General features: G+C 68.0%; 22 protein-coding genes. 12 read left to right on the forward strand and 10 right to left on the reverse strand.

Annotated features, from left to right (window positions below):
- Window positions 1-14 precede the first annotated feature (14 nt).
- Together AB0C34_RS06065 and AB0C34_RS06070 are read left to right on the forward strand one after the other, a co-directional pair.
- Complete coding sequence (locus AB0C34_RS06065) at window positions 15-1,076, forward strand: ferrochelatase (RefSeq protein ID WP_357067890.1); 1,062 nt, start codon at window positions 15-17, stop codon at window positions 1,074-1,076.
- 71 nt (window positions 1,077-1,147) lie between these two features.
- Window positions 1,148-1,543, forward strand: a complete 396-nt coding sequence (locus tag AB0C34_RS06070; RefSeq protein ID WP_357067892.1) for a hypothetical protein — start codon at window positions 1,148-1,150, stop codon at window positions 1,541-1,543.
- Window positions 1,544-1,566: 23 nt separating this feature from the next.
- Here the strand turns inward: AB0C34_RS06070 and AB0C34_RS06075 are convergent, their stop codons facing one another.
- From AB0C34_RS06075 to AB0C34_RS06085, 3 genes are all read right to left on the reverse strand, one after another.
- Window positions 1,567-2,313: a serine protease gene (locus tag AB0C34_RS06075; RefSeq protein ID WP_357067894.1), complete on the reverse strand. Its 747-nt coding sequence runs from the start codon at window positions 2,311-2,313 to the stop codon at window positions 1,567-1,569.
- A 54-nt stretch (window positions 2,314-2,367) separates the two neighbouring features.
- Complete coding sequence (locus AB0C34_RS06080) at window positions 2,368-3,183, reverse strand: hypothetical protein (protein WP_357067896.1); 816 nt, start codon at window positions 3,181-3,183, stop codon at window positions 2,368-2,370.
- A gap of 150 nt (window positions 3,184-3,333) precedes the next feature.
- Window positions 3,334-4,158: a DUF3097 domain-containing protein gene (locus AB0C34_RS06085; protein WP_357067898.1), complete on the reverse strand. Its 825-nt coding sequence runs from the start codon at window positions 4,156-4,158 to the stop codon at window positions 3,334-3,336.
- Between the two features lie 131 nt (window positions 4,159-4,289).
- On the opposite strand from AB0C34_RS06085, the gene AB0C34_RS06090 reads away from it, so the two are divergent.
- Together AB0C34_RS06090 and AB0C34_RS06095 are read left to right on the forward strand one after the other, a co-directional pair.
- A complete protein-coding gene (locus tag AB0C34_RS06090; protein WP_357067900.1) occupies window positions 4,290-4,721 on the forward strand; it encodes an NfeD family protein in 432 nt (143 codons plus the stop codon).
- The gene (locus AB0C34_RS06095; protein WP_357067902.1) at window positions 4,721-5,992 is read left to right on the forward strand and encodes an SPFH domain-containing protein; all 1,272 of its coding nucleotides are present in this window, start codon (window positions 4,721-4,723) and stop codon (window positions 5,990-5,992) included. Before AB0C34_RS06090 ends, AB0C34_RS06095 begins: the two co-directional genes overlap by 1 nt.
- 69 nt (window positions 5,993-6,061) lie before the next feature.
- Here the strand turns inward: AB0C34_RS06095 and AB0C34_RS06100 are convergent, their stop codons facing one another.
- Together AB0C34_RS06100 and AB0C34_RS06105 are read right to left on the reverse strand one after the other, a co-directional pair.
- A complete protein-coding gene (locus tag AB0C34_RS06100) occupies window positions 6,062-6,307 on the reverse strand; it encodes a hypothetical protein (RefSeq protein WP_357067903.1) in 246 nt (81 codons plus the stop codon).
- A gap of 5 nt (window positions 6,308-6,312) precedes the next feature.
- A complete protein-coding gene (locus tag AB0C34_RS06105; protein WP_357067904.1) occupies window positions 6,313-6,750 on the reverse strand; it encodes a LysE family transporter in 438 nt (145 codons plus the stop codon).
- A 29-nt stretch (window positions 6,751-6,779) separates the two neighbouring features.
- Between AB0C34_RS06105 and AB0C34_RS06110 the strand changes: the two genes are divergently transcribed.
- Window positions 6,780-7,451 (forward strand): O-methyltransferase, encoded by a 672-nt coding sequence (locus tag AB0C34_RS06110; RefSeq protein ID WP_357067906.1) that lies wholly within the window; start codon window positions 6,780-6,782, stop codon window positions 7,449-7,451.
- A 99-nt stretch (window positions 7,452-7,550) separates the two neighbouring features.
- Here the strand turns inward: AB0C34_RS06110 and AB0C34_RS06115 are convergent, their stop codons facing one another.
- Window positions 7,551-8,237: a helix-turn-helix domain-containing protein gene (locus tag AB0C34_RS06115; RefSeq protein WP_357067908.1), complete on the reverse strand. Its 687-nt coding sequence runs from the start codon at window positions 8,235-8,237 to the stop codon at window positions 7,551-7,553.
- Between the two features lie 94 nt (window positions 8,238-8,331).
- On the opposite strand from AB0C34_RS06115, the gene AB0C34_RS06120 reads away from it, so the two are divergent.
- The 5 genes from AB0C34_RS06120 (at window position 8,332) to AB0C34_RS06140 (ending at window position 12,975) form a co-directional block, all read left to right on the forward strand.
- The gene (locus AB0C34_RS06120) at window positions 8,332-9,804 is read left to right on the forward strand and encodes an MFS transporter (protein ID WP_357067910.1); all 1,473 of its coding nucleotides are present in this window, start codon (window positions 8,332-8,334) and stop codon (window positions 9,802-9,804) included.
- 184 nt (window positions 9,805-9,988) lie between these two features.
- Entirely contained in the window at window positions 9,989-10,858 is an 870-nt protein-coding gene (locus tag AB0C34_RS06125; RefSeq protein WP_357067912.1) for an SDR family NAD(P)-dependent oxidoreductase, read from the forward strand.
- Between the two features lie 71 nt (window positions 10,859-10,929).
- Complete coding sequence (locus AB0C34_RS06130) at window positions 10,930-11,580, forward strand: urease accessory UreF family protein (protein WP_357067914.1); 651 nt, start codon at window positions 10,930-10,932, stop codon at window positions 11,578-11,580.
- Window positions 11,581-11,606: 26 nt separating this feature from the next.
- Window positions 11,607-12,326 (forward strand): urease accessory protein UreG, encoded by a 720-nt coding sequence (gene ureG / locus AB0C34_RS06135; RefSeq protein ID WP_357067916.1) that lies wholly within the window; start codon window positions 11,607-11,609, stop codon window positions 12,324-12,326.
- Entirely contained in the window at window positions 12,316-12,975 is a 660-nt protein-coding gene (locus AB0C34_RS06140; protein ID WP_357067918.1) for an urease accessory protein UreD, read from the forward strand. The genes ureG and AB0C34_RS06140 overlap by 11 nt, the downstream gene beginning before the upstream one ends.
- Window positions 12,976-13,131: 156 nt before the next feature.
- Here the strand turns inward: AB0C34_RS06140 and AB0C34_RS06145 are convergent, their stop codons facing one another.
- Window positions 13,132-14,097, reverse strand: a complete 966-nt coding sequence (locus tag AB0C34_RS06145) for a hypothetical protein (RefSeq protein WP_357067920.1) — start codon at window positions 14,095-14,097, stop codon at window positions 13,132-13,134.
- 363 nt (window positions 14,098-14,460) lie between these two features.
- Complete coding sequence (locus AB0C34_RS06150; protein ID WP_357067922.1) at window positions 14,461-15,897, reverse strand: NAD(P)/FAD-dependent oxidoreductase; 1,437 nt, start codon at window positions 15,895-15,897, stop codon at window positions 14,461-14,463.
- Window positions 15,898-16,112: 215 nt separating this feature from the next.
- Here AB0C34_RS06150 and AB0C34_RS06155 point away from each other — a divergent pair, with 215 nt between their 5' ends.
- Complete coding sequence (locus tag AB0C34_RS06155; protein WP_357067924.1) at window positions 16,113-17,615, forward strand: cytochrome P450; 1,503 nt, start codon at window positions 16,113-16,115, stop codon at window positions 17,613-17,615.
- Window positions 17,616-17,649: 34 nt separating this feature from the next.
- On the opposite strand, the gene AB0C34_RS06160 is transcribed toward AB0C34_RS06155, so the two are convergent.
- Window positions 17,650-18,366, reverse strand: a complete 717-nt coding sequence (locus AB0C34_RS06160; RefSeq protein ID WP_357067926.1) for a tat pathway signal sequence — start codon at window positions 18,364-18,366, stop codon at window positions 17,650-17,652.
- A gap of 295 nt (window positions 18,367-18,661) precedes the next feature.
- The gene (locus AB0C34_RS06165) at window positions 18,662-18,868 is read right to left on the reverse strand and encodes a hypothetical protein (protein WP_357067928.1); all 207 of its coding nucleotides are present in this window, start codon (window positions 18,866-18,868) and stop codon (window positions 18,662-18,664) included.
- 248 nt (window positions 18,869-19,116) lie between these two features.
- On the opposite strand from AB0C34_RS06165, the gene recC reads away from it, so the two are divergent.
- Window positions 19,117-22,497 (forward strand): exodeoxyribonuclease V subunit gamma, encoded by a 3,381-nt coding sequence (gene recC, locus AB0C34_RS06170; protein WP_357067930.1) that lies wholly within the window; start codon window positions 19,117-19,119, stop codon window positions 22,495-22,497.
- The last annotated feature ends 117 nt before the right edge of the window (window positions 22,498-22,614 follow it).

The raw sequence follows: 22,614 nt of genomic DNA on the forward strand, positions 1-22,614 counted from the left end.
CGCGAGGAGGCACGGTGGTTCCGGCTGCCGACGCGCTGCTGCTGCTGTCGTTCGGCGGCCCGGAGCGTCCCGAGGACGTGATGCCGTTCCTGGAGAACGTCACCCGGGGCAAGGGCGTGCCGCGCGAGCGACTCGAAGCGGTCGCCGAGCACTATCTGCATTTCGGTGGCGTGTCACCGATCAACGCGCTCAACCGCGACATCATCGCGGCGGTCGAAGCCGAATTGGTGACGGCGGGTATCGAACTGCCGGTCTACTTCGGTAACCGGAACTGGAATCCCATGGTGGAGGACACCGTTGCGCGGATGGCCGCCGACGGTGTCGGCTCCGCGTTGGTGTTCCCGACGTCGGCGTGGGGCGGGTACTCCGGTTGCCTGCAGTATCACGAGGACATCGCGCGGGCACGGACGGCTTTCGGTGCGGGCGCGCCGGAACTGGTGAAGTTGCGCCAGTACTTCGACCATCCGCTGCTCATCGAGGCGTTCGCCGACGCCATTCGCGCCGCGCGGGAACGGCTTCCGGTCGACCTACGCGCGGGTACGCGGCTGGTGTTCACCGCGCACTCCATTCCGGTGTCGGCCGACGATGCCGCGGGGCCCCCCGCCGACGGCGGCCGCCTCTACAGTCGTCAGGTCGGCGACGCGGCCCGATTATGCGCCGCCGCAACCGGTTTCACCGACTACGACTTGGTGTGGCAGTCCAGGTCCGGTCCACCGCACGTACCGTGGTTGGCGCCGGACATCGTCGACCACCTCGACGTCTTGGCGACCGAGGACGTCGCGGCCGTCGTGGTCTGTCCGGTGGGCTTCGTCTCCGACCACCTCGAGGTCATCTGGGATCTCGACAACGAGGCCGCGGAGAAGGCCGCGGAACTCGGCATGGCTTTCGCTCGCGCCGCCACTCCGGGCACCGATCGCCGCTTCGCGAAGCTGGTTGTCGAACTGATCTCCGAACACCTGCGCGACACCCGATCTCGCCGGCTCGGCGATGTCCCGGGATACGGCTGCACCCGCAATGGCGCCGCATGCGTCGTCGACTGTTGCGCGGCACCGCGCCGTCCCATCGGTGGGAAGTAAGCCGAATCTGGCCGGTTAGCATCTACTCCGTTTGTGACCGACGAATCCATTCTCCGGGGGGATAACTCTCAATGGCCTATGCCGACGTGCTGATCAACGCCGCACTGCTCGACCCGCATGCCTGGTCCGACACGAGTGTGTGGACCGTCGCGCTGGACGCTACCGAGGCCAGGCGCCGCGGCGGGAGTGGCAGCGGAGGGTTCTCGCTCGGGGGACTTCTGTTGTGTATCGGGGTCGTCATCGTCGTCATTGCCCTAGTGGTCTGGCTGAGCCGAAGAGGGAACTCGAACCGGTCGCAGCAGCCGTATCCGCCGCAATCGCCGCAGGTTCACCACCCCTATCCGCCGCCGCAGTATCAGCAGCCCTACCCGGCGCAGCCGCAGTACCCACCGTATCCGCCACAGCAGCAGTATCAGCAGTACCCGCCGCAACAGCAGTATCAGCAACCGCCCTTCCCGCCGCAGTAGGTAGGCGGGCTCCCCGCGATAGCTCAGAAATTCGCCGCTGATGTACGGGAATAGACCGTGGGAAAGCGGGGTCGGGCCGCGCCTTTGCCCCAAGAGGTGAGGCCGACGAGCCGACCGTCGACGAGGAGCGGACCCCCGCTGTCGTACTCGGCGGTATCTGCGTCGGGGGAGCCCGCGCAGAGCATGGTCCGCGGATCGAAGGCCGCGCCGTAGGCGGCAACACAGTCGTCGTCGGCGACCACAGGGACGGTCGCGGCGCGCAGGCGGGTGTTGGCCTCGTCGGTTTCGGAGGTGGCGCCCCAGCCCAGGATGGTGCCGGTGCTCGAAATCGCAGCGGCGATGTCCACCGTAGGGCTGGGCTGCGGGCGATCCAAGGTCAGGATCGCGATGTCGTCGTGATAGACGGGCTCACCGTCGAGGATGGTCGCCCGGAAATCCGGGTGGATGCGAAGTTCCTTGACGCGCACCGTGTTTCCGTCCCTGTCACGCAGGTCATCGCGGCCGAAGGTGACCGCGAGGACTTGGGGTAGCAGCAAAGCAGGAGCGACGCAGTGCGCCGCGGTGATCACCTGGTCCGGCGCGATGAGCGCGCCGCCGCAGAACTGGCCGGAGGCGCGGGTGGCGAACAGCGGCGTGCCAATGGCGGCCAGCCACGGATAGTCGGTCGTCGTCGCCGGGGTACCGCCAACAATCGCCGAGGCAGGGGCAGGCAGTCCGAGGCCGATCAGCGCGGCAGCGAGGGCCCCGGCGCCACGACGGAGAATACGCATGTCACACTGCCTGCCGGGGGATGCCCGGTCGGCCTGTCGGCAGCTGACAGGGCATCAGTGGTTGCTGCGTGCTGACGCGTGCACCGCGACCAGCCGCGCCGCGCGGATCGCGTCCCAGAGCGGGCGTAGCAGCGATTCCTGCGCACCGATGGCACTGGCGGAGGTGGGGGAGGCGGCCGGTTCCCGCTGCGCCACCGTGAGGATGGCCGCGACATGATCGGCGGTATCCAGAATGCGCCTGGCGCGCAAAGGGATCGAGTCGGGGTAGTCGTGCCGGGAGTAGTCGGCGAGTTCGGCCTCGATGAGTTCACGCGGATCGGAGTCGGCCGCGCCGACGGAGGTCGTGTGGAGTTTCATCAACGCGTCGGCGGCATCGCGGACGGCTTCGCGCATGGCGTATTCGGCTTCGCCGAGTGACATGCCGGACCCTGGCGACGCGGGGATGGGTGTGCTGTAGATCGTCCACTGCAGGGTGTCCTCGTCGGCCCACTGCGGGATGAGGCCGGTGCCGTCGGTGCCGGGGACGCCGAGCAGGATGCCTTCCTCGGCTTCGATCGCGTCGGCGGCGAACGCCGTTCCCGACGGCAGTCCGCGCACATCGCCCGGGACCGGGAGCACCAGCCGCAGTTGAGCGCCGGCCTGCGCGGTCGTCTCGCGAATCACCTTGAGCAGCGCCATGACTCCGCTTCCCGGCAGGTTTCCGTGCGCCGACCAGGGCAGGTCGGTGCGCCCCCCGGTGACCGGGTCGCCGGCCGCGATCGTGTGTCTCGGCGCCCAGGCGTGCAGGGCCGCCAAGATGTCGTCGGGCGCACTGCAGCCGGCCAGCCAGGAGCCGGCCCACACCGTCAGCGTCGCACTTGGAGAGCACATAATTATCGAGCATAAAGGGTTTGCGCTACGCACGGGCGTCGGTGCGGCAGAGCATTCGTGACCTGTACGGCACGACGGGTGGACAGCAGCCGTTGCATTGGTACGGTCATGGCCCGGCTCGTGGCGCCGGGCTGGACCCCTGAGTTCCAGCTATTCGGGTTCGGTGACGAAGTCGATCAGGCGCTCCACCGCGCCGATGAGTGGTGGCTCCAGATCCCGAAACGAGGACACGGCGCCGTACACTCGCCGCCAGCCGTCCTGCGGCGTCCCCCACCCCAGTCGGGTGCAGATACCGGTCTTCCAGTCCTCGCCGCGTGGCACCTGCGGCCACCGCGGGATCTCGACGGTGGCCGGCCGCACCGCCTGCCACACATCGATGAACGGGTGTCCGGTCACCAGCACGTGGGGCCCGAGGCCGGCGGTCAGCTGTGTCTCCTTCGACCCAGTGACCAGGTGGTCGACCAGTATCCCGACCCGCCGGCCCGGTCCGGGTTCGAACTCCACGAGCCGCTCTGCCAGATTGTCCAGGCCCTCCAGATGTTCGACTACCACGCCTTCGACCCGCAGGTCGTGGCCCCACACCCGCTCGACCAGCGCGGCGTCGTGCACGCCTTCCACCCAGATCCGGCTGCCGCGCGCCACCCGGGCACGCAGTCCCTCGACCCTGGTCGAACCGGACGCGGAGCGCGTCGGCTTGCTCGGAAGAGCAGCAGAAGGCCGGACCAGCGTGACCGGCGCGCCATCGATGAGGAACGCCGCCGCCCGCAACGCGAACAGGCGCACCACGCCGCAGGCGTCCTCCAGTTTCACGAACTCGCCGTCGTAGCTGCGATCGAAACCGACCACGGCGCCACAGAATCCGGTGGCGGCGTCCTCCACGACCAGGTCACGCTCCGCGATCACCGTCGGTACCGCCCGCTTCTTCGACCGGGAATGTCCGGAGAAGATATCGCCATACCTGTCACGCGCGTTCATCCGCTCGAAGCTAGCACCACCGCTGCGGGTTTCGGCATCACGACCGTCGCCCGCGCGTCCGTGGGGCAATTGGTGGCGTCGGGGCGGGTCGGTCCCGCCCGAGATCATCATCGGAGCACTAGAGTGGTTGTGTGGCTGCAATTTTTTGGCTGGTCGCGGGCATCGTGCTTGCGGCGGCGGAAATGCTCACCGGGGACTTCACGCTGCTCATGCTCGGTGTCGCGGCGCTCGGCACCGCGGGGATCGCCGCCGTTGCGGACACCTCGCCGGTGGCCGATGCCGTTGTGTTCGCCGTGATGTCGGCGGTGCTGTTCCTCGGTGTTCGCCCGATCATCCGACGGCGCTTCGGAACTCCACCGCCGACGCCGACGAATGTGGACGCCTTGCCCGGTAAGACGGCACTGGTGCTCGAGCAGGTCGCCGCGCAGTCCGGTCAGGTGAAGCTCGGCGGCGAGGTGTGGACCGCCCGGCCGATGGACGTGACCGAGGTCTACGAGCCGGGTACGACCGTGTATGTCATGAAGATCGACGGCGCGACCGCCGTTGTCTGGAAGGGGCCTTGATGGCTGTACTGATCGTGACCGCCGTCCTCGTACTGTTGGTCGTGGTGGTGGTCTTCAAGTCGATCGCGCTGGTGCCGCAGGCCGAGGCCGCGGTGATCGAGCGTCTCGGCCGGTATTCGCGCACCGTGTCAGGCCAACTCACGTTTCTCGTCCCGTTCGCCGACCGGATTCGGGCCAAGGTCGATCTGCGCGAACGGGTGGTCTCCTTCCCGCCGCAGCCGGTGATCACCGAGGACAACCTGACCCTGCACATCGACACCGTGGTCTATTTCCAGGTGACCAGCCCGCAGGCGGCGGTGTACGAGATCAGCAACTACATCGCCGCGGTGGAGCAGTTGACCGTCACTACGCTGCGCAACGTCGTCGGCGGCATGACCCTCGAGCAGACGTTGACTTCCCGGGACTCGATCAACGGCCAACTGCGCGGGGTGCTCGATGAGGCGACCGGCCGATGGGGGCTGCGCGTCGCGCGGGTCGAACTCAAGAGCATCGATCCACCGCCGTCGATCCAGGAGTCGATGGAGAAGCAGATGAAGGCCGATCGCGAGAAGCGCGCGATGATCCTCACCGCGGAGGGGCAGCGCGAATCGCAGATCAAGACGGCCGAGGGTTCCAAGCAGGCGCAGATCCTGTCCGCCGAGGGCGCCAAGCAGTCGGCCATCCTGGCCGCGGAAGGCGAGCGGCAGAGCCGGATCTTGCGTGCGCAGGGTGAGCGGGCCGCCTCCTACCTGCAGGCACAGGGCCAGGCCAAGGCGATCGAAAAGGTCTTCGCCGCCATCAAATCCGGCAAACCGACGCCGGAATTGCTTGCCTACCAGTACATGCAGACGCTCCCCATGGTCGCCCGTGGTGACGCCAACAAGGTGTGGCTGGTACCCAGTGACTTCGGCAAGGCGCTGGAAGGGTTCGCCAAGAGCTTCGGTACCCAGGGCGAGGATGGCGTCTTCCGCTACGAAGCACCCCCTGCCGACGGCTCGGAGATCAAGCCGGAGGACGACTCCGACGTCGCGGACTGGTTCGACACCGCGCCCGATCCGACTATCGAGCGCGCCGTCCGTGCCGCCGAAGCCACGGCGCGCACTCCGGTCGAGGGCATCGCACCGACACCACCCCCACAGGGATTCGAACCTTCCCCGCACCAGCCGGTAATTCCTCCGCAGGAGGCTTTCCCAGCGCACCAGCCCGCACAGTCGCCGCAGCAACCACCGTCCTACCGCCCGGATGACCCGCAAGGCCGTCCTTGGCAGCCCCCGGAGAACTTCTCGAAATAGCGCCCGCCCGGACCCGGCCCCGCACCTGAGTCGAATCCGGCGCGGGGCTGTCGGCTCAGCCGCGGTTACTCAGCCGGCTCGTCCGGAGGCGTGGATCGCCTGACCGATGACGTCGCAGACGCCGCGCATAGCCCGCAATGATGTCGGCATGTCTGGGATCGGCATCCGGACAGCAGACTGGATACCGGCTCGATTCGGAACCTTCCGCGCAAGGAGCGCAGCGGCAACCTCGAGTAGCGTCCCGGTGGCCCGGCGCCGCCAACCCACCCACCGGGGCTTGGTCGCGACAAACCCCGCGATCGTGCCCACCGCCACGACGATCAGCGTATCGACGCCGGTGCTGACCGCGACGTGGATGCTTCCCAGTACGATTCCCTGCTCGACGGTGTGCCCGCGACTCGGTCGATGAACTGTTGGATCAGTGCCACATACAGCGCCACGGCCTTCGGATTCAGCAAGTTCGTCAGCGGGCCCATCCGAAACGCCGCGCCGACCGAGTCCTGCTCCACCGCGGGTGTGTCGGACAAACCGCGGTTGCTCGCCTTCGGCGTCTGCCATGCCAGATATCCCTGATAGACCGCGCCGAGGGCTTTCACGCCGAAATGCAGCCACGGCACCGCGACGAACGCCACCGCCACCGCCACCGCCACCGCCACCGCCACCGCGAGATTGGCCATCAGCGTGTCGACCAGCAAGCCGATTGCCCCTCGGGGAATCTCGGAGTGTTGTGCGCCGGAGTACTCGGAGGTCGACCGCATCGATGGAATCGAGTGGCAGACTTTCCGGTATGACGACACCGGGATGGGCCGACGTGGACCGCTATCTCGTGGACACACTCGTCGGGGAGCAAGATTCGGCGGCGCTGGCAGCGAACAAAGCGGCGGGCTTGCCTCCGATCGACGTGTCACCCCCGCAGGGGAAGCTCCTGTATCTGCTGGCCAGGACGGCCCAGGCGCGGCGGGTACTGGAGATCGGCACGCTCGGCGGATACAGCACGATCTGGCTCGCCCGCGCGGTCGGTGCGAAAGGGCGGGTGATCACGCTGGAGTTCGCAGCGCAGCATGCCACGGTCGCGCGCGCGAACATCGACCGAGCGGGTGTCGGGCACCGGGTGGATATCCGCGTCGGCGCCGCACTGGACAGTCTTCCCGTGCTCGCCGAGGAGGACCCGGAGCCGTTCGATCTGGTGTTCATCGACGCGGACAAGGTCAACAATTCGAACTACGTGCTGTGGGCACTGCGACTGACCCGACCAGGTTCGGTGATCATCGTCGACAACGTCGTGCGCGAGGGTGCGGTCGCCGAGGAGCATTCCGATGACCCGAACGCTCGAGCCGGCCGCGACCTGATCGACCTGCTCGCTGCCGAACCCAGCCTGGACGCGACCGTGGTTCAGACTGTCGGCAGCAAGGGCTGGGACGGCTTCGCGTACGCCATTGTGAACGGCGCCGGCGACTGACGGCGCGCGCAGTGCGGACTGCGCAACATGGTGGAGGCGAAGGGCATTGACGCGGATTCCTCTCCGTGCGGTGGTCGCCGCCAGCCTCCCGATATCACGTTATGTCGAGGTCAAGGTTGTGTGACGCGCCGCCCGTACGGCGAACCCGTCGCACAGCGCATCGAGGCCGGCGTAGAGCAACTCCTCCTGCGTCAGGTCGCCGACGCCGCTGCCTTCCAGTTCCGTCAGCGCGGAGGGGGTCGGCAGTTGTGCCGTCCCGTTCAGTAACGCCCGCAGGCCGTTGTCACCCGCGGGGTTCATGCCCTTGCGCGCCATCAGCGCGGCACTGATCTCCGGCAGAGTGGCGCCGGAGATGTAGTTCCACACGGTGAAGGACATGGTCGTCGCTTCGCGAGCGCAGACCCCGAGTTCCATAAAGCCCTCGACCAGCCAGGCCAGGCAGGCCAGGCTCTGCGGCCCGAAGCTGTAGCGCGGGGTGGCGAAGGTGAGTAGCACCCACGGATGTTCCCGGTAGAGCGCCCAATCGATCTCGCCGGCGATGCGTACTCGATCCCGCCAGGTCCACTGCTGCCCCTCCGGTGACGGGTACGGATTGCGCCGGGCTACCTCGTCGGTCATCAAGGCCAGCAATTCGTCCTTGTGCGCGACATGGCGGTACAGCGACATGGCGCCCACACCCATCCGCTCGGCGATGCGCCGCATGGATAGCGCGTCCAGGCCCTCGGTGTCGGCGAGCGCGATCGCGGTATCGACGATCGCGGTGCGGTGCAACTTGGGTTCGGTCATCCCACGACTCGCTTTCCGTTCCAGTGCCCAGTGCGTACACTGTACCCGGATTGATGCGTACGGTGTACGCGACACGGGAGAGGGCGTTCGGAACATGACAGACCTGGAGGCAGCGCGGGCCACACCGGCCACACGCGGCTCGCGACGTGCCTGGCTGGGCCTCACCGTGTTGCTCCTGCCGGTGCTACTGGTCTCGATGGACATCTCGGTGCTGTTTCTCGCGCTACCGACCCTCACCATCGACCTCGATCCCTCCGCGGACCAGCAGCTGTGGATTCTCGATATCTACGGGTTCCTGATCGCCGGCCTGCTGATCACCATGGGCAACCTCGGTGACCGGATCGGGCGGCGCAACATCCTGCTGGCAGGCGCCACGATCTTCGGAATCGCGTCGATGCTCGCCGCTTTCGCGCCGAGCGCGGGCGTGCTCATCGGGGCGCGGGCGCTGATGGGCCTCGGCGGCGCGACCCTGCTGCCGTCCAGTCTCGCACTGATCTCCAGTCTGTTCCCCGACGCGCGCGAGCGAGCCACCGCGATCGGCGTCTGGACGGCGTTCTTCGCGGGCGGATCGGCCGTCGGGCCGATTATCGGCGGCGTGTTGCTCCATCAGTTCTGGTGGGGCTCGGTGTTTCTCATCAACATTCCGGTGCTGCTGATCCTGCTCGCGTTCGGCCCGTTCGTGCTGCCCGAACATCGGGCGAGCAAGCTGGGACCGTTGGATCTGCCGAGCGTCGCGCTATCCATCGGTGGCATTCTGCCGGTGGTGTACGGCATCAAGCACGCCGCGACCAAGGGGATTGAAACGCAGGCCGTCCTCACCGCGCTGATCGGCGCGGTAATCCTGGTGGCGTTCATCCGTAGACAGCGCCACCTGGACGAACCGCTGCTGGACCTGCGGCTGTTCGGCAAGGCGCAGTTCTCGGTGGCTATCGGCGCCAGCCTGGCCGGCATGATGTCGCTGGCCGGTATGAGTTACCTCACCAGCATCTACCTACAGTCGGTTACCGGGCGTTCGGCACTGGCCGCGGCGCTACTCGGGATACCGATGGCGATCGCTGTGTTCCTCTGTTCGATGGGCGGTGTGGGGGTCGGTCATCGTTTTGGTGCGCGCGCCACCTTCGTGTTCGCGTTGCTCGCCTCGGCGGTCGGCAATCTGATGCTGCTCGGCATGGGCGTGCACGGCGGGCTCTGGTGGTATCTGACCGGATCAGCCATCGCGGGGATCGGTTATGGCGTCTCTTTCACGCTCGTGTCGGACGTCGCGGTGTCGTCGGTGCCGCCGGAGCGGGCCGGGTCCGCCGTGGGCATCTCGGAGACCAGCTTCGAACTGGGCAACGCGCTCGGTCTCGCGCTGCTCGGTTCGCTCGCGGCACTGGTCTTCCGGTCCGGCGTCGGCTACGCGGACACCCTGGGCGAGACCATCCAGCGTGCCGACGGCAACGCCGCCCTGATCGAGTCGGCTCGCGAATCCTTCGTCGGTGGAATGCATATCGCGGTGGCAGCGGGTGCGACCGTGCTTGTGGCGATGGCGGTGGTCGCCCTGCTCGCCTCGCCCGTGAAGCGCTGACCGGACCGGCGAAGCGCACCGCGCGAATAGTGCCGTCAACATCGACGCCAGCTCCTTGTGCTCTGCCGCCTACCGCACCTGCCGGGGTCTGCCGCGACCGCGACGGGAGATGGCGGCCTAGCGCGGCCGGTGACCATGCGCGATCACCGGTCGTGGAGTCTGATTCGGGCATACAGTCGGATTCGTGGACGAAACCCCGGCGTCGCGCAACAGGCGGCCGATCACCGAGCGGTTGGCGACCTGGCTGCTGTACCCCCGCTCGCGTCCGCGCGCACAGTCGCTGCGCGCGGCGGTCGCCGGCAAGGTTGTGTTGGTTACCGGCGCGTCGCACGGCATAGGCAAGGCCAGCGCGCACAAGCTGGCCGCGGCGGGCGCGACCGTGCTGCTCGTCGCCCGGTCCGCCGACGAGTTGGACCGGCTCGCCGCGGAGATCACCGCCGCGGGCGGCGTCGCGCATGCTTATCCCGCCGACCTCACCGACATGGACGCCGTCGAACAGCTCGGTCGCGGGCTGCTCGACCAACACGGCCGTCTCGACGTGATCATCAACAATGCGGGCAAGTCGATTCGTCGTCCCATCGACGAGTCCTATGAGCGCTTCCACGATTTCACCCGAACGATCGACCTCAACTATCTCGGGCCGGTACGTCTGCTGCTGACCGTGCTGCCCACCATGCGCGCCCGCGGACAAGGTCATCTCGTCAACATGTCCACCTGGGGCGTGCTCATGCCACCAGCACCACGGTGGGCGGCCTACAGCGCGTCGAAAACCGCCTTCGACGTGTGGTTGCGCAGCGTCGCGGCCGAGGCCGCGAGCGACGGCGTCACCACCACCTCGATCTACCTGCCGCTGGTGCACACCAGGATGAGCGCACCCACCGACTTCAGCCGCGTGCCCGGACTCACCATCGATGAGGCGTCCAACCTGGTCTGTCATGCCGTGACCGCCAAGCCACGCGAGATCGCGCCATGGTGGTCGGCGCCGGTGCAGGCATGGACGGACCTGAACCGCCCCCATGCGCAGCGGTTCATGGAACGCCGGTTTCGCCGCTGACCCAATTGCGCCCCAACACTCGCGAAACGTCCTGGACACCTCCGCGACACGTCGCGACATAGGATCGACTGGTGCGCGAATCCGGTGCGACGAGTCTGGCGACGCTGTTCGCATTGGCGGACTCGCGGTTGCCGATCGGCGGGCACGTACATTCCGGCGGTGTGGAGGAGGCCGTCGCCTCCGGTCTGGTCCGCGACGCCGCGACCATCGAGCTGTATCTGCGCCGCAGGGTCAAAACCTCAGGTTTGGTCGCCGCGTCGTTGGCCGCAGCAGTCTGCGCGGGAAAGCTGGATCCGGTGCGCGCGGAGGCCGAAGCCGACGCGCGGACTGCCGCGCCGGGCGCCAGAATCGCCTCGCGAGCGCAGGGTCGCGGCCTGCTGCGTCTGGCCAAGCAGCTGTGGCCCCGGCCGGAGTGGTCGACGCTGAGCGTCACACCGCACCTGTCGACGGTCTTCGGCGTGGTGGGCGCCGCCTGCGCGGCGACACCACAGGAAACCGCGGGCGTCGTCGTGTACACCACGCTCACCGGCGCGGCGATCGCCGCCCAGCGACTTTTGGCGCTGGACCCCGCCGCGGTCGCGGTGGTGACAGTGCGCCTCGCCGAGCTATGTGATCGCACCACCGTCGAAGCCGTGGCCGGACTCGCCGCGGTGTCCGACCCCCTGCAGGACGCGCTCGCCCAGCGTCACATGCTCCGCGAGCGGCCGTTGTTCGCCAGCTGAAGCCACCGCCACAAGGAGACCGCGCCATGCCCCCGCATCTGATCGACGGCGAGCCGCACGACCACGTCCACTATCGGCCCAAGCGTGCCCGCACGCCGGGCGAGGCACTACGCATCGGCATCGGCGGCCCGGTCGGCTCGGGCAAGACCGCTCTGGTGGCCGCCCTGTGCCGACAGCTGCGTAACGAGCTGTCGCTGGCGGTGCTGACCAACGACATCTACACCACCGAAGACGCCGACTTCCTCCGCGAGCACGCGGTGCTGCCGGATCAGCGCATCACCGCGGTACAGACCGGCGGCTGCCCACATACCGCCATCCGCGACGACATCACCGCGAACCTCGATGCCATCGACGACCTGGTCGCGGCCAACCCGCCGCTGGAGTTGATTCTGGTCGAATCGGGTGGTGACAACCTCACCGCGACCTTCTCCTCTGGACTGATCGACGTGCAGATCTTCGTCGTCGACGTGGCGGGCGGCGACAAGGTGCCGCGCAAAGGCGGACCTGGAGTGACCTTCTCGGATCTGCTCGTGATCAACAAAACCGACCTGGCCCCGCTCGTCGGCGCCGATCTCGGCGTGATGGAGCGAGACGCGGCGAAAGTGCGCGAGCGCCGCCCGACCGCACTCATCTCGCTCACCGAAGACCCGGCGGCCACCCCGGTGCTGGCCTGGGTACGCGAGCAACTGCGCGCGGTAGCCGAACAGGACCGCGCGGCCGGCACCGAATCCGCTGTTGCGCACTGAGTTACGGATCATCGCTGCCGCAGCGACGATGATCCCGCAGATCCACGCGAGCGGCGGGTTGTCGGCCCGCCGCACCGGCCCGCACACGGTGCATCTGATCGGCACCGCCGCCACGCCACTCGGCGGCGACGAGCTCGACATCGTCGTCGTGGTCGCACCCGGTGCCGAGCTGGTGGTGCGGTCGGTCGCGGCGACGATCGCGCTGCCGAGTTCGACGACGCCGCTGTCGATCGGGCGCTGGGATCTGGAGGTCGGCAGCGGGGGAGCGCTGGATTTCGATCCCGAGCCGATGATCGTCGCGGGCGGCGCCCGGCACCACACCCGCACCACGATCCGGCTGGCGGCCGATGCCCGGCTGCGCGTACGCGAACGCGTCCAGATCGGCCGTACGGGCGAGGACAGCGGCCAGTGGCGTGGTGACCTGATTGCCGACGTCGACGCCACACCGCTGCTGCGCCATCGCCTGGAGCTCGGTGCGGGCGCACCGGCCGACGACGCGCTGAGCGCGCCACGCGCACTGGAAAGTGAACTCGTCTATCCCGACGAACGTCCGGCGGCGACAACGGGATTGACGCAGACCAGGGTGCCGCTTGCGGCTGGTGGCAGCCTGTTCACTCGCACCGGGTCGCTGCTCGCCGTCTCCGAGTGACAGAGCCCCAGCGTGGGGCTGCCGTTCGCGCCGTCGCGAGAGGCGTGTCGAGTCAGTTCGGAATGGGTGTGGTACCGCAGCAGGAGGAGCCCGACCCCGTTGCCGAGCCCCTCGCCCTCCGTTTCCCGAATCGTGCGTCGAATGGGCCGTTTCTGGTCAGCTGGGGACGACCCGCGGGGGTGCGCTGAGGGCGTGCACCGCACCAAGGGTCGCGCCGATGCCCGCACCGAGGGCTGTAAAGGGGACAGCCATGAGGGCCGCCCCGTAAGCCGCACCTATGGGCCCCGCGGCGAGGCCGATCGGCGCGAATGGCAGGCCGATCGCTCCGCCGATCACCCCGCCGGCAGCAGCCCCGATCAGCGCGAACGGGCTCGCGAACGCAGCACCCGCCGCCGCACCGATGGCGGCGGCACCGATGGTCTGGCCTGCGATACGGTCCGACCGGGTGCGTTCCATTCCGATCGAGTCGAGGAATGTCGCCATACTGGCCTCGGCCATCGCGGCGCCGTCGTTGAGCTGGATGGCCTGCTCCCGGTAGAGCCAGTCCGGTGCGTCGACCTGCACATCACCGAAGCGGAATTTGCCCGGTGGCGGCGCGATCGGTGGCACCGCGGTGACCGGAACAGGCAGGTGCAGGGCGCCGAGTGGCGCGAGATACTTCTGGTCCGGCATCGGCCGTGCCCACTGCAGTGAGCTCAGTGTGTTGTCCGGGATTCGCAGACCCTGGTACGGGTGCACGTTCGGCGCCTCGGCCGAAGGCCACTGCGCCGGCTGGTTGCGCTGCTCGGACCGGTCAGTTTGCTCGGACTGGTTGGGCTGGTTGTTCAGCTCGGGTTGGCTCGGTTGGTCGGGTTGGTTGTTCTGCTCCGGCGGGTTCGGCGGGTTCGGCTGAGACCGATCCAACGGGTCCGTCTGGTCGCTGGGCTCGGATTGGTCGTTCCGCTCGGGCTGATCCAGCTGCTCGGGTGGCTCGGGCTGGATGACCGGGGTGCGCCGAGCGGGCTCGGCGTTCGCGGTGCTGGGTCCGACAAGCGCGAGTACTAGTGGAATCGCTCCCGTCGCGACCATCAAGCCCATCTTCTGTCGCTGCCGGTTGCGAATCCTGTGCCTGCCTGTGCCCATAGTTCACCTTTCGTACCGAAAGAGACTTGTGACGCCCCCACGTCGTCTGCTGGCCACGCCGGATCGGCGGAATCCCGGCGACATGGAGAGTGAGCATAGCTGAGGATTTGCTATTCGGAGGCTTTTCGCGAAATCGCGGTGCCGAGACCCACCGCGATCGGCGTCGGCACCCATCGCGCGTCGAACAACAGCCGCTGCGATACCAAGGGCCCCATCGCTGTTGATTCGGCGTGACGATTCAGCCGAACCGGACGGATCGAACGAGACGCCTAGCGCGGCGCCGCCGCGGGCGTTCGGGCCAGCGCCCCTGATCGTCCGCGCGGCACTGTGATTCAGCTCCGCGCAACGGGTTTCACCATGTCGTCACATCAGCGTGGGCACGTCGGTGTGGGCCTTGTCCACGGCGACCCGGCTGTTGCTCGAGGCCCCGAGGGCGGCGGCGAGTTCTTCGGCGTCCTCGTCGTCACCGTTACTGATGGCTTCCAAGGCAAGTCGCGCGAACACCCACTGCTCGGTGGCGGCCATTTGTCCGCGACCGCGTCCGAGGAAAGTGACGAACCACTGGATGACGGTGATGATCCGGCTGCGGTAGCCGACCAGGTAGTACAGGTGCAGCGCCAGCCAGGCCAGCCACGCGATGAACCCGCCGAACTCCAGCTTGCCGACTTGGCACACCGCGCTGAACCGCGAGATGGTGGCCATGCTGCCCTTGTTGAAGTACTTGAACGGCTTACGGTCCTGCGGTGTCCGGCCGTTCAGTTCGGCCTTGATCTGCTTGGCGGCGTACGTCGCTCCCTGGATGGCGCCTTGCGCCTGCCCCGGCACGTTCGGCACCGACATCAGGTCGCCGACCACAAAGACGTTCGGGTGGCCCTTGACGGTCAGATCCGGCTCGACCACGACCCGGCCCGCCCGGTCGACCTCGGTGCCGTCGGACTGGTCCGCGATGATCTTGCCCAGCGGACTGGCCTGCACACCGGCCGACCACACCTTGCACGCCGACTCGATACGGCGCACCGTGCCGTCGGAGTCCTTCACTGTGACGCCGTGCGCATCGACATCGATCACCATCGCGTTGAGCTGGATCTCCACGCCCATCTTCGCCAGGCGCCGTTCGGCCTTGCCACCCAATTTGGGTCCCATCGGACCCAGCACCGCGCCCGCGCCTTCCAGCAGCACGACGCGCGCATCACGCGGATCGATGTTGTGAAAGGTGCCCTCCAGCGTGCGGTCGGACAACTCCGCGATCTGCCCGGCCAGTTCGACGCCGGTAGGACCCGCGCCGACGATCACGAAGGTCAACAGCCGGTCGCGCTCCTCCTGGGTGGTGGCCAGTTCGGCCTGCTCGAACGCCCCCAGGATGCGCCCACGGAGTTCGAGAGCGTCGTCGATGGTCTTCATACCGGGGGCGTAGGTGGCGAACTGGTCGTTGCCGAAATAGGACTGCTGCGCGCCGGTCGCCACAATCAGGCTGTCGAACGAGGTGACCGTGTCCTGGTCGAGTAGGCGCGAGGTCACCGTCTGATTGGTCAGATCGATGTCGGTGACCTCACCGAGCAGCACCTGTGCGTTCTTCTGCTTGCGTAGCACGAGACGAGTGGCGGGTGCGATCTCGCCGACCGACAAGATGCCGGTGGCGACCTGGTAGAGCAAGGGCTGGAACAGGTGGGTCGAGGTCTTGGAGATCAGGGTGATATCGACGTCGGCGTGCTTGAGGTGCTTGGTGCCGAACAGGCCGCCGAAGCCCGAACCGATCACCACCGCCCGGTGACGACGGTTCTCGACAGTCTGAGTGCTCATCGTCCTGCTCCTCGATGGACCGGGAACTCATCCCCGGCGACGGTTTCTGACACGCCCAACCGTAGTCGGCGCGCGGTCGACCGTCACGGTGAGATCGTTTCCAGGGGGAGCGTCGGGAGATGTCGGGTCACCACGGAGCGGATCGTTGTCGCGAACCGGCCGAGGAAATGCGCGGAAGAGAATACGATGGACCCTGTCGCTCAGGGAGGTTTTCCATGGTCGCTGGTGACCGTGTGGTCGGCCGAAGGACCAGCGTGCGGGTCGGTTTCGAATCCGAGAACGAAGCGCTGATCGAGGTACCGCATGAGCATCTGATCGACCGGGCGCTCGGTTTGCTACCGGAACGACATCACGTGCTCGCCACGCCGCCCCAGGGCAGCGCGACCGTCCCGGTCCACGGCGACGCCGGGCTTCCCTACCTCGGGCGGGCGTTGCACTACATGCGCTGGGGGCCGGCCGAGATGATGGAGCGTTATCGCCGCTACGGACCGGTCTCGTTGAACACCTCGCTCGGCGTGGACCGGGTGCTGGTCGCGGGGCCGGACGCGATCGACGAGGTGCTCGGTCGCAGACGTCGCGACTTCGGCCAGGGTTGGGACTACTTCATCGGCCCGTTCTTTCGGCGTGGGCTGCTGCTGCTGGAATTCGACGAGCACAAATTTCATCGCAGGATCATGCAGCAGGCCTTCACCAGGGACCGGCTGGAGGCGCATCTCGCGGCTCTGACCCCGGTGGTGCGCGCGAGCATCGATCGCTGGGTTCCGCGGGAAGGTAGCGCGGAACGCACCGTGCGCCTGTATCCGACGATCAAGGAACTCGCGCTCGACATCGCGGCGGAGAGCTTCATGGGCGTCGACGTCGGTCCGCAGCGCAAGCAGCTCATCGACGCGTTCGTCGCCTGCACGCATGCCGGTCTGGCGATCATCCGGCACTCGGTGCCCGGTGGTAATTGGCGGGCGGGGCTGCGCGGAAGGAAGGTGCTCGAGGAGTACTTCACCGCGATGCTCCCGGAGAAGCGCCGCACCGAAGCGCCGGACTTCTTCTCCGGTCTGTGCCATGCGCGCAGCGAGGACGGCGGAGTTTTCGGCGACGCGGACGTGGTCAATCACATGATCTTCCTGATCATGGCCGCGCACGACACCACAACGACGACAGCCACCGCCGTCGCGTACTACCTGGGAAAACATCCCGACTGGCAAGCGCGGGTGCGCGCCGAGGTCCGCGACCTGGACGACCGGATCGGTGACGTGCCGCCGACCATCGCGGACCTGGAGGGGCTGCGTGATCTGGATCTGGTGGTCAAGGAGAGCCTACGGCTGCTGCCGCCGGTCCCCGGATTGTCCCGCCGCGCGGTGCGCGACACCGAGATCGCCGGCTACTACATCCCGGCGGGGTCCTCGGTCGATATCGCCTACCAGGTCAACCACCTGCTGCCGGAACTGTGGACGCGGCCGGAGCTGTTCGACCCCGAGCGGTTCGGTGAGCAGCGGAGCGAGGACAAATCGCACCGGCTGGCCTGGCTGCCGTTCGGTGCGGGCGCGCACAAGTGCATCGGGATGCACTTCGGCACCTTCGAGGTGAAGACGGTGACGGCCGCCCTGGTACGCGGGTACGAGTGGCGAATCCCGGAGCAATATCGGATGCCCTGGGGGTTTACCGCGATTCCGTTTCCCAGAGACGGTGCGCCCATGACGCTGCGCAGACGCTCGGCCGGCTGACGAGAAGGTCATCGGCCGGCCAGGGCGCCGTTCGTCAGCGGGTTGCGAAGAGCAGTTCCGCGACCTTGGTGTCGGTGTCAGCGCCTTCGGTGTAGCCACCGGCCTCCCCCAGCGAACTCATGATGGCGAGGGTGTAGCGCTCATCCGGTCCTGCGAAGCCAACCGAGTTCACCACCCAGCCACCCTGTTCGGCGGACCAGCCGTTCTTCAGTCCGGGCCGCATCTTTTCGCCTGCGCCCCACACGCCCCAGTGCTGGTTGGAGTCCACCGCGCGCATCCGGTCGACCAGGTAGTTCCGGTCATCGGGGTGCATGTGGTTGAGGATATGGTCCATCAGCCGATCGAGGTCGGCGGCGGTGCACTTCTGGAACGACCAATCCGGGAAGAGCGCGGTATTGGTCGGCTGCGGGACCAGCGTGTTCATTCCGTTGGCGCGGAACGCGTTGTTGAATGCCATGCGGTCGATCCCCGCGTACTTGATCCACAGCCGATCCGCCGCGCCGTCGTTGGAGGTGGCGAGCATCGACTCCATCAATCCGCGATCCTCCGGCGACAGCGTGATGGATCCGGTCCGTGCGCGGTTCAGCAGATCCGCGGCGATCGCGAGTTTGATCGTGGACGCGGTCCACACCGAGTCCTCGGCATTGCCGTTGGCGTACACCCCGCCGGAGACTCGATCGCGCACGACGTAGCCGGTGACGCCGGGACGGCTGTTCAGGTAGGCGTCCACCGCGGTGATGCGACTGCTCATATCGCAATCGAAACCGGGTAGGCACGCCTGCGTATGTGCGAGCGGCGCCGCGCCCGCGGTCGGGAGCATAGCGGGCACGCTCGGTACGAGGATGGCTGCGGCGGCGAGGACACAGGCAGAGACTGCCACGCGGGGAACGGCCCGGGTGACGGGCGACGGGTAACGCACGAGGGACCACGATCGCACATCACGAGGCCGGACGCACGTCTTGAGCTCCGCTGCTGGTTGTGCTAAGGAGTCGGCTGCGTGGTTGCACCACAGCGGATTTCGGCACTCACGACCCGAGCTGGATGCTTCAGCGGAAGGCGGCGCGCAGCTCTTCGACCGTGCGCCCGTTGAGGCGGTAGCAATGCTCGAACGCCTCGGTGTGCCGGTCGCGGGGCCAGGTATGGAGAACAACGGTACGACCGTAGTGGCGCGAGTTGACGAGCTCCCAGCGGTCACCGACGCGGCGGACTGTGAACCCGCCTCTCGGAACCAGCGGAATCACCAGCGCATCCATGAACGCGAACCAGCCTTTCGGTGCAGCTCTGTCGTTCCTCCCCGGGCCAGCACTCTCGCATATCCGTCGCGCGGATTCCGCATGACACGGCGAAGGAATGCGTTCTCGTGTGGTTTATTTCACTCCCGGTGGGATGGGGCGGTGGAGTTACGCGTCGGTCGCTGGGCGTATAAACGTGCAGGACGCGTGCCACCGGGGATCTGTGAACATCCAGCGTAGTCCGACACCCATCGACCGAGAGGGCGGAGATGCCGCTGCACATCCACCGTGCCGAGCGCGCCGACCGCCTCGCCGAGGCACTGGCCGCTCTGCTGGTGATCGCACCGGCGGACCCGTTCATGGCCGAGGTGGTGGCAGTCCCGGCGAAAGGCGTGGAGCGCTGGCTGACCCAGTCGCTGTCGGTGGTGCTCGGGGCGGGCGACTCGGCCGATGGCGTCTGCGCGAATATCGCTTTTCCGTCGCTGGTCACGCTGGTGGCGGAGGTGCTCGCTGCGGTGAGCGGGATGCGCCCGGCGGATGACCCGTGGGCGCAGGAGCGGGTGGTGTGGCGCCTACTGCGGGTTATCGACGGTTCGTTATCCGAGCCGTGGTCCGGCGTGCTGGCCAGGCATCTCGGCGCATCGGACGTCGCGGACCGCGAGCACCGCATCGGCAGGCGATACGCCACCGCGGCGCACCTCGCGGCGCTGTTCGACAGCTACGGTGCGCAACGGCCCGCGCTGATCACCGAATGGGCTGCTGGTCTGGATACCGACGGGGCGGGCGGTTCGATACCCGACGACCTGCGGTGGCAACCGGCGCTGTGGCGGAGACTGCGTGCCGACATCGGGGTGGCGAGTCCCGCCGAGCGGTTGGACGGCGCCTGTGCCCGGTTACGCGCCGAACCGGATCTGGTGGCCCTGCCGCCGCGGTTATCGCTGTTCGGCGTGACCAGACTCCCCACCGATCAGCTCGCCGTGCTGTCTGCGTTGGCCGAGCGCCGCGAGATCCATGTATGGCTCACGCATCCGAGCCCGGCCATGTGGACGTCCTTGGCCGAGACGCCCACGGTGCGCCGACGCGCCGAGGACTTCAGCGCGTCGGCGGTGGCCCATCCTCTGCTCGCGGGACTGGCCCGCGATATCCGGGAACTCCAGCAGCGGCTTGCCGAACCGACTGCGACCGGCACCGATACCTACCACGCCTCGAGCGCCACAACAGCGAAAAAGTCTGCGCCGGAAGGCGATTCGCCCACACTGCTGCGCGCGCTGCAGAAGGGTATCCGAGACGATCATTGGCCGCCGACGGGCGGGGAAGTCGGCGCCGACGGCTCCGTGCAGGTGCACGCGTGTCATGGTCCGGCGCGACAGGTCGAGGTGTTGCGGGACTGTCTGCTCGGGCTGTTCGCCGCCGACGAAACCCTGGAACCACGGGATGTCCTGGTCATGTGCCCCGAGGTCGAGGCGTACGCGCCGCTGGTGCGGGCGGCGTTCGGGCACCGGACGCCGGAAACGCCCGAGACGCACGGCGATTCGGAGCGATCGGAGCCACCAGCACATCGGTTGCGGGTGCGCCTCGCCGACCGGGCGCGCGGCGTGACCAATCCGCTGCTCGCGGTGATCGGCGTCCTGCTCGAGTTGGCCGACGGTCGGGTGACCGTCACCCAGGTGCTCGACCTCGCGGACACCGACGCAGTGCGGCGCCGGTGCGGATTCGACGACGACGATATCGAGCGGCTGCGCGAGTGGGCGGCCGAAACAGGGGCGCGGTGGGGAATCGGACAGCGGCAGCGACAAGCGTTCGGGCTGGCCGATTTCGCGCAGAATACGCTCAACAGCGCGGTGGATCGGATCTTGCTCGGCGTCACCGCGGACGAATCCTCCGACGACTGGCTGGATCTCGCGCTCCCCCTCGACGACGTGGACAGCAACGACGTCGACCTGGCCGGGCGCCTCGCCGAGTTCATCGATCGGCTCGCGGTGTGCCTGCGCGACCTGCGTGGTCCGCGGCCCGCGCACGAGTGGGCGGCGGTGCTCGCCCGGGCGCTCGACCTGCTGACGGACGTGCCCGACGCCCAGGCATGGGTGCGTACCGAGGCACGGCAGGAACTCGCGGCAGCCACCGAACACGCGGGCGACGCGACGTTGCGGCTGGCGGACGTCGCCGTGCTGCTGCGATCGCGGCTCGCGGCTCGCCCCACCCGGGCAAACTTCCGGACCGGCGAACTGACGGTTTGCGGCATGGTGCCGATGCGATCGATACCACACCGGGTCGTGGTGCTGCTCGGACTCGACGACGACGTGTTCCCGCGCGCGGGCGGCGTGGACGGTGACGACGTACTCGGCCGCGAACCGCTACTCGGCGAACGGGATCCGCGCAGCGAGGACCGGCAGTTGTTGCTCGACGCCGTCCTTGCCGCCCGCGACACGCTGGTGGTGTTCCACACCGGCGCCGATCCGGTCAGCGGAACGCACCGTCCGCCCTCGATCCCGGTCGCCGAGCTGCTGGACGTGCTGCGGACCCATGTCGGTGCGCCGGCGATGGCCAAGGTGGTCACTCGGCACCCTTTGCAGCCCTTCGATGTACGCAATTTTCGGGCCGAGCGGCCGTTCAGTTTCGATATCGTGGCGCTGGCCGGCGCCCGCGCGGCAGGACAGCCCGCGCGACGACGCTCGCCGTTCCTCGCTGCGCCGCTACCCGCGCCGGCGGCCGAGGATGTCGCCCTCGCCGACCTGATCTCGTTCGTCGAGCATCCGGTGCGCGCCTTCCTGTGGCAGCGACTCGGCATACGGGTCCCGGAGCACGAAGAGGACATCGCTGATCGACTGCCCATCGAGCTCGACGGCCTGGCGAAATGGGAGTTGGGCGAGCGCCTCCTGGCCGCCCGGCTGACCGGCGCGGACCCGGCGAGTTTGCGCGCGGCGGAGTGGCGGCGCGGCACGCTGCCCCCGTTCGGTTTCGGCGCCGCCGTCCTCGACGAGGTCGAACACACCGTGGACCGGCTGTTCCGCGCCGCGCAGGCGGACTATGCGGGCGCGGCGCGGGCCGTGGACATCGCAGTGGATCTGGGCAACGGCCGCAGGCTCACGGGCACGGTACCCGAAGTGCGCGGCGAAACCTTGGTCCGTACCACGTTCTCCCGACTCGCCCCGAAACACCGCATCGGCGCGTGGGTCTCGTTGCTCGCCCTCGCCGTCACCGAGGACCGGAGCTGGCGCGCTGTCAGCACCGGTCGCGGCCAATTCGGCCGTCCCGCATGGCGATGCGAGGTCACCGCGCCCGACATGCCGATGGCCAGAACGATCCTGCGTGAACTCGTCGCTGTGCGCGACACGGGTTTGACCGAGCCGCTGCCGGTCGCCCCCGCCGCGACCGCGGTCTATGCCGAACGCCGATTCCGTGGCGCGAACGTCGACGACGCTGTCACCGCCGCAGAACGCGAATTCAACGGCGGGCCCACCGGACCCGGCCCCTTCGGTGACCACACCGACCGCCACCTGCGCTATGTGTGGGGCCCGACACCCCGCCTCGACGACCTCATGGCCGCACCCGCCCTGGCCGGCGAGCCCGGCGAGACCACCCGCTTCGGTGCGCTGGCTCGGCGGATGTGGGCCCCGCTACTCGGTATGGAAAGCCAGGGGCAGCCATGATCGGCCTCAGTGACGCGGCCGGGCGCGCGGCGACCGGGCACACGTCGCCTGCGACGGGTGTCGGTCGGCGATCCACTATCGGCTGCCCGGCAGAATGGCACCTCGGGTGTGCGGACC

The sequence above is a fragment of the Nocardia sp. NPDC049220 genome (assembly GCF_040647855.1).
In the GTDB taxonomy this organism is placed as follows: Bacteria; Actinomycetota; Actinomycetes; order Mycobacteriales; family Mycobacteriaceae; genus Nocardia.

Excerpts from the sequence above, each read along its gene's own strand:
- AB0C34_RS06165 (WP_357067928.1), bottom strand. The coding sequence starts at position 18,868 with ATGGATGCGCTGGTGATTCCGCTGGTTCCGAGAGGCGGGTTCACAGTC.
- AB0C34_RS06155 (WP_357067924.1), top strand. The coding sequence starts at position 16,113 with ATGGTCGCTGGTGACCGTGTGGTCGGCCGAAGGACCAGCGTGCGGGTC.
- AB0C34_RS06110 (WP_357067906.1), top strand. The coding sequence starts at position 6,780 with ATGACGACACCGGGATGGGCCGACGTGGACCGCTATCTCGTGGACACA.
- AB0C34_RS06070 (WP_357067892.1), top strand. The coding sequence starts at position 1,148 with ATGGCCTATGCCGACGTGCTGATCAACGCCGCACTGCTCGACCCGCAT.
- AB0C34_RS06150 (WP_357067922.1), bottom strand. The coding sequence starts at position 15,897 with ATGAGCACTCAGACTGTCGAGAACCGTCGTCACCGGGCGGTGGTGATC.
- AB0C34_RS06085 (WP_357067898.1), bottom strand. The coding sequence starts at position 4,158 with ATGAACGCGCGTGACAGGTATGGCGATATCTTCTCCGGACATTCCCGG.
- AB0C34_RS06095 (WP_357067902.1), top strand. The coding sequence starts at position 4,721 with ATGGCTGTACTGATCGTGACCGCCGTCCTCGTACTGTTGGTCGTGGTG.
- AB0C34_RS06075 (WP_357067894.1), bottom strand. The coding sequence starts at position 2,313 with ATGCGTATTCTCCGTCGTGGCGCCGGGGCCCTCGCTGCCGCGCTGATC.
- ureG (WP_357067916.1), top strand. The coding sequence starts at position 11,607 with ATGCCCCCGCATCTGATCGACGGCGAGCCGCACGACCACGTCCACTAT.
- AB0C34_RS06145 (WP_357067920.1), bottom strand. The coding sequence starts at position 14,097 with ATGGGCACAGGCAGGCACAGGATTCGCAACCGGCAGCGACAGAAGATG.
- AB0C34_RS06080 (WP_357067896.1), bottom strand. The coding sequence starts at position 3,183 with ATGTGCTCTCCAAGTGCGACGCTGACGGTGTGGGCCGGCTCCTGGCTG.
- AB0C34_RS06160 (WP_357067926.1), bottom strand. The coding sequence starts at position 18,366 with ATGAGCAGTCGCATCACCGCGGTGGACGCCTACCTGAACAGCCGTCCC.
- AB0C34_RS06120 (WP_357067910.1), top strand. The coding sequence starts at position 8,332 with ATGACAGACCTGGAGGCAGCGCGGGCCACACCGGCCACACGCGGCTCG.
- AB0C34_RS06115 (WP_357067908.1), bottom strand. The coding sequence starts at position 8,237 with ATGACCGAACCCAAGTTGCACCGCACCGCGATCGTCGATACCGCGATC.
- AB0C34_RS06105 (WP_357067904.1), bottom strand. The coding sequence starts at position 6,750 with ATGCGGTCGACCTCCGAGTACTCCGGCGCACAACACTCCGAGATTCCC.
- recC (WP_357067930.1), top strand. The coding sequence starts at position 19,117 with ATGCCGCTGCACATCCACCGTGCCGAGCGCGCCGACCGCCTCGCCGAG.